Raw genomic sequence first — 2,571 nt, 5'->3', positions numbered from 1 at the left:
CGTTATGAAACTTGGCAATAGTCTCGCTATTCCCTGCGTTTCATGCCTGATCTGCTCAGTTTTAGCCTACAGCGCAAGCCATTTATGAAATGTCAACAGACCCTAAATGCAGTCACATACATTTGTCACTTTATATAACTATAATCGTTCTATACATAAAACACACTGTCGTATTTTTTGTAATGTTTATGCTGAATAAAAAGCTTAATATCGCTGTATCAATTAATTTATACAAAATTCTGCAGAGGAATTAAAAATGTCATTTTTAAATCAATTAGAAAAACGCCGTTCAATCTATGCACTTGGTAAAAATGTTTCTGTAGATCAGGCAACTATTGAAAGTACAATCAAACAAGCAGTTCGTTTAAGCCCATCTGCATTTAACTCGCAAACTTCACGTGTTGTGACTTTATACGGTGCATCGCATACACAATTTTGGAACATCGTTTTAGAAACTTTACATAAAATGGTTCCTGCAGAAGCATTTGCAAACACTGAAGCAAAAATTAATAGCTTTATTGCAGGTTTTGGTACAGCTTTATTTTTTGAAGATCAAGATGTTGTAAAAGGTCTACAAGAGCAATTCCCGCTATATGCAGACAACTTCCCAGTATGGTCAGAACATTCGACAGGGATTGCACAATTCGCAGCGTGGACAGCTTTATCTGAAATCAATGTGGGTGCATCATTACAGCACTACAATCCAATCGTAGATGAAGAAGTTGCGCAAACTTATGACATTCCTGCAAACTGGAAACTACGTGCACAATTAGTGTTTGGTTCAATTGAAGCACCTGCTGGTGAAAAAACATTTATGGATGATGCAGCACGTTTCAAAAGCTTTAACTAAGCTCTAGCAACACATACTGCACAGACAAAAAAGTAGGATAATGATTCATCCTACTTTTTTGTTTCTGGGGGTAGTGATGTGCCTTACAACTTACTTATTCATGTGCAAATGCCTAAACCCATGAATTGTCATAAAACTGTCATTTATACATTGCATAGTGCAATCAAACTTTAATAAATGATATAGAGTGAAATATGGCATTTAAATTAGGCATAGCAAGTATTGCATTGATGGCTTGTAGTTCAGCATTTTCAGCAGTAACTATTGCAGTACCTGAAGAAATTAAGTTGCTCGCTGTAAATGATCAACAAATTCGTTCAGGTTTATTCAGTTCTGCACAGCAAGTGAAAGTCAATGCGGGTGAAAATGTCATTAACTTGCGTTATCAACAATATTTTGAACATCATAATGGTGCGCACGATATTTTAAAATCAGGCGTCATTACACTCAAAACCCCAATTCTTCAAGATGGCGAAAACTATCGACTCGCTTTGGTAAATCCACCTAAAGACTTCGATGCTGCAAAAGAATTCAAAGATCAACCAAGCGTTGGTTTATATAATCAAAAGAATCAGTTGCTGGTACAACAAACAGGTGCTAAAGCAAACTCAACTGGTTGGTTAGGTGGTAGTTGGCTTAATAAAACTGTAGATACCACTCAAAATAGTGCTGCGGTCAATCAGCCAGCAGCAGTTTATACCGCGGCAGCAGTGTTGCCATCTGAGAAAACCACCTCAGTAACATTGCCTACAGCAAAACAAACACAGGGCAAAGAGCAACAATTGATTCAATTGTGGCAACAAGCCACTAAAGCAGAGCGACAAAAATTCATGTCATGGCTTGCAGAACAAGCCAATTAATGTTGATTTGCAACCAGCTCCATTGAGCTGGTTGTTTTTTGTTATCGCCTTAAAAGGATTTATTTAAAAACCAATCCAGTAACGTGCGAAAAAAAGACAAATTATAAGAAAAGTGTGATAAAAATATGAAATGCGTCTAAAATTTGGGCGGATGGTGCTTTTTTTGAAAAAAAACTAAAAAATATATTGCGTCTATTCAAAAACTGTATAGAATACGCAACACACCAACGCAGTGTTGATTGGGTTGGTGCTGTTATTGACGAAATAACAGGAAATCATTAAGAAATTATGAAGAACAACTTGTGTGGATTTTTACTGATTGATTGATCGAACATATTTCATTGATTGATTGGTTTAAATTACTCGAAGTTTATTTGAGCGAAATTTAAGTCAGAAAATTGATGAGCCAGATTTGGAAGTTTAGATTAAAGCTTCAAAATGATTTTAACTGAAGAGTTTGATCATGGCTCAGATTGAACGCTGGCGGCAGGCTTAACACATGCAAGTCGAGCGGGCGAGGTTGCTTCGGTAACTGAGCTAGCGGCGGACGGGTGAGTAATGCTTAGGAATCTGCCTATTAGTGGGGGACAACATTCCGAAAGGGATGCTAATACCGCATACGTCCTACGGGAGAAAGCAGGGGCTCTTTATGACCTTGCGCTAATAGATGAGCCTAAGTCGGATTAGCTAGTTGGTGGGGTAAAGGCCTACCAAGGCGACGATCTGTAGCGGGTCTGAGAGGATGATCCGCCACACTGGGACTGAGACACGGCCCAGACTCCTACGGGAGGCAGCAGTGGGGAATATTGGACAATGGGGGGAACCCTGATCCAGCCATGCCGCGTGTGTGAAGAAGGCCTT

At 39.0% G+C, this 2,571-nt stretch carries 2 protein-coding genes and 1 rRNA gene; all 3 read left to right on the top strand.

Going from position 1 to position 2,571, the window contains the following annotated elements:
• Window positions 1-256: 256 nt before the first annotated feature.
• Window positions 257-850 (top strand): nitroreductase family protein, encoded by a 594-nt coding sequence (locus tag F947_RS12740; RefSeq protein ID WP_004976581.1) that lies wholly within the window; start codon window positions 257-259, stop codon window positions 848-850.
• A gap of 194 nt (window positions 851-1,044) precedes the next feature.
• A complete protein-coding gene (locus tag F947_RS12735; RefSeq protein WP_004976580.1) occupies window positions 1,045-1,710 on the top strand; it encodes a DUF2057 domain-containing protein in 666 nt (221 codons plus the stop codon).
• A 445-nt stretch (window positions 1,711-2,155) separates the two neighbouring features.
• Window positions 2,156-2,571 (top strand): 16S ribosomal RNA (locus F947_RS12730); the annotation flags it as partial.

The organism is Acinetobacter towneri DSM 14962 = CIP 107472, assembly GCF_000368785.1.
GTDB lineage: Bacteria > Pseudomonadota > Gammaproteobacteria > Pseudomonadales > Moraxellaceae > Acinetobacter > Acinetobacter towneri.
The sequence above is the reverse complement of the archived record's forward strand: the minus strand, read 5'-3'. Positions and strand labels throughout refer to the sequence as shown.